Origin of the sequence: Escherichia sp. Lx600-2 (genome assembly GCF_036662595.1) — a bacterium.
GTDB lineage: Bacteria > Pseudomonadota > Gammaproteobacteria > Enterobacterales > Enterobacteriaceae > Escherichia > Escherichia coli.
Map to the genome: position 1 here is coordinate 1 of NZ_JAYQWM010000169.1, position 3,659 is coordinate 3,659.

General features: G+C 50.0%; 1 protein-coding gene. It reads left to right on the forward strand.

Annotation, left to right across the window (positions count from 1 at the left end; translation table 11 throughout):
• The first annotated feature begins 132 nt into the window (after nt 1-132).
• Nucleotides 133-3,468, forward strand: coding sequence for a hypothetical protein (locus OQV04_RS23860; RefSeq protein WP_136655514.1), 3,336 nt, complete (start codon nt 133-135; stop codon nt 3,466-3,468).
• Nucleotides 3,469-3,659 lie beyond the last annotated feature (191 nt).

Sequence of the window (3,659 nt, forward strand, 5' to 3'; positions counted from 1 at the left end):
TGCTGGATTCCACCATTTAAAATGGACAGGCTCTGTTTTAAATGAATCACCTGTTTCCGCATGCCAGGTTATTTGGGTGAACAGCCAATATGGTATGATGTTTATAACAAACAAATTCGGAAGGTATAGTTTATGGGGGACCTGGTCAGTAAAAATAATATCGATCGCCTTGAACGATTTCATTCTCTGCTGGCAGGGCAGTATTGGTCTGCGCTCGTCGATATTCCGGCTGAGGCGATTGTGGCCGGGGACACTCTCCTCATTAACTCGTTGCGGTACGTGGATAACAATCTGCATACCGTCATCCTTCGCGCTCACCCCCGGCATTACGGGGAATGGGTAAGCGTTGAAATCGTCGCTGAGAACGGTTCAAAATCAACGAAAGACAAGAGACTGAATGAGCATCGGTTTCTGACGGCCGATTTCCTCGCGTTGTTTGAATATCAGCCCGACCATGAAATTATCCGTCAGTCGGAGCTCAAAGGCATTCAGGATGAGGTCGCTGACCTGCAAATGCGTCTTACGGAAACTCTGCAAGATCCCTCTGCACTCCGGGAACTGGCTATTAAAAGGGTCGAAGACGAAGAGGCCAGTAAAAAGGGGGGGGCAACTGAGGACAGAATGCTTCCAGCCGTCAGGAATGCAGAAGATGTTGCAGTCACCATGGCGCTGGGTACAGTGCAGAATGCCCTTTCTCAGGGGATTTCAGAGGCTCAGGTTTCTCTGATGGCGAAAGTTGCGGAACGGGAAGGCAAGATTGCCGGTGCCGTAGCTAACATTATTACGTCGCGTACCGGCGCCATCACCCGGGCGCTGGAGAAAATGCATCCGTATTATGCGGAGCTGGCCGCTGCCAAGCTGGCCGGAACGCAGGAGGGCATTGAGCAAGCCAGCAAAATTCAGGCAGGTGTTCTCACGCTGGAATTATTCGTCGGCAAAAACGTGACGGTAGTTGATGTTGCGGAAGGCGAGCCAGCAGACAGCAGCATCCCGTTGACGCTGTGTCAGAAGAAACTCGTCGTGGATGAGGAGTTTTCTGCCTGGAGCGATATCGACGAACATTTTGATTTCAGGAGTCTTTCCGCATTCCTCAAGGCGCTAAAAGATAACCAGGGGCTGGTGGAGCAAATTTTCCCGACTGAGCGCTGCGTACTTGTCATGGTCACTACCCGCAGATTTATTGACTATGGTGATACCTGGGCGAATGCTGAAAACAACGAAAAGAACAGCATCGTGTTTCTGATGGTCCGCAACGGGCAAAATATCAAACAGATCTATTCCCCGGTGGAGAGCCATCTTGGGGCGTCCCGGTTATTTCCCTCTGAAGATGAGCAGCAGGGCCACTTCCGAGGGTTTGACGGTACCACCATCAAATTTGAAGATGTGGCTTATACCGATCGTCTCAAAGCCCATGACCTGATGGCTCTGCATTACCGACGTCTGCTTATCATGCTGTTTGGTCTTGACCAGCGACTGGCTCTCTTTGGTCAGTTCTATCCCCAGCATGAAAAGGCGAATTTCTTGAATCTGAGCTTCCAGGAACGGTACTTCCATTTTCTGCACGATGAAGACGGCACAGGGCTGCTGGCATCACCAGACTCGCAGACGCTCGATGAATTTATTAGTGAAAAAAACTCCTATATTCAACCGGGCTCGCGGCTGCTCTGCAACTGGCGTGAGCTTATGACCCCCAGAACAGCACCTGGTGCCGTTAAAGAGGACAGCGGCTATTCAGGGTACTCCTTCATCGCTGACCCTGAGGATAATGTCTCTGCTGCGGTTGTGTATCGTCAGGGAGATACTCTGGCCGTTGATGTGGCGGTGAAGCGATTCAGTACAGATAAGATGTTTAACTGTAAGGTAAACGTCTCTGCATATAGCCCGTGGCGGCGTGGAGAAGCTGAACTTGCTTATTTGTGCCTTGATGCAGTGGGCCCGGAGGAGCTGACCCGGTTTATCCAGCAACGCAAATTCCGGAGTAACCACCTTTTTTATATTCGCTTTTTTAAGGCCGCGATCAAATTCCTGGAACAGGAGCGAGAAAACGAACTGCCGCACCGGCAATATCTGCTGGCTGCAATGCAGGATTCGGGGATGCACCTGCCGGGGAATATCCAGGAACTGATTCACCAGTGTATTGCTTCATGGAAGACCGGCAACCGTGGGGTTTCCCTCGCTGTCGGGATGAGTACCGAAAAAGGGCGCCAGGCACTGCTGAATCAGCTCTACAGGCTCACTCAGGGTGCAAGCGAAATGGTATCGGTCATTCAGGAGCACGTCGCTGCGTCCGGCTCGCAACTTCTTCGGGCCGGGGTTAACTCGTCAGGGAATTACGTCGCATTTATCGCGCCTAAACCCTATGAGTGTGACAACAGACTGGAAGCCCATGCGTGGGTCCATCGTGTTGTCTATGCAACCGGGAAACGAAACATTCGGGAAACCGGCAGATCCTGGGTATCTATGCCGGAGCGTTCGGCATCCGAAATTACTCTTTGGGAAGATGAGGAGCAGTCACGAAAATGGTACTCCATGACGCCTGTATTCAGTTCGTGGACCGAAAAACAGAAGCTTTTTGAGATGTGCGAAAAAGGCGCAGGGTTACTGAAAGGGGCTATGGGGACGCCGGATGATGAGGAATATGGCGACCTGCTAGAGATGTGGGGGGACGCGTATATCGCGTGCAATGCCAGCGGTGAGCATGTAACAACCCCGGATATGTTCCTCCCGGTAGGCCTGATTAAGTCACGAAAATCATTAAAGCTGATTGCTTTAGGTACATGCTCGACGGAGCACTGGATGTATGCCCGGGCAGGGGATGATGACTCAAGGGAGCTGCTGCTGGAATTGTATACCAGTTGGTATGAGTACCCAGATAAAGCGCGGGCGCGGCTCCTGTCGATGGCAGAAAAAAACTCCGGCCTGAGGTTTGTGTTGCTCGAAGGTAAATCAAGGAAACTGGAGCGCTTTGCGGTCAAGCGGCCAGAAGAGATTGTCAACTGGCATGCCGGTAACTTAAAGGAAATCCCGACAATGCTGAATGATCAATGGGCATGTCACATGGCAATGGTCAGTCAGAATGATAAGGTCTACCTGACACCGGGTTTGCTCGATGATGATGGTCTGCCTAATTTTAATGGAGTCACCAGGCAGGTGCCCGGAGAAGGTTATCAGCCAGTCAATGTCTATGAATTTGAAAGTGACTATTTTAACGCGGTATACGATGCAGACGGGAAGAAAGTGGCACTTTGTCACTGGTATGATGTGACGGATAATTCATATTCTGCTGAAGAACTCATAGGCAATATGCCGCATAACGCATTTAAATTTCTTCAGTATAGACTGGATAATATCGAGCAGGCTGAGGCATTTATCAAATACAGAAACCGGAATTATCAGCCCCGCGAAAATGCAGACTGGCCTGAGCCACCTGAAGGAGTTAAGCGTTACGTCATCAGAGCCCGAAGCTAGGTGAAAAATATTAAGGCAAAAGTTCAGTATGGAAATTGGTAAATCATACTGAACAATTAATATGACATTAGGCATGACTATAAGTAGGTGCCTTATTGGATGGTACATCGTATAAAAAGTAACTTTTCTAATCTCACCCAGCACTCCGGGAATGATGCTAACCTAAATCACGGGAGCAGTGCTGGATATTG

Bases quoted from the DNA above. Each gene is read 5' to 3' on its own strand.
- OQV04_RS23860 (WP_136655514.1), top strand. From the start codon at position 133: ATGGGGGACCTGGTCAGTAAAAATAATATCGATCGCCTTGAACGATTT.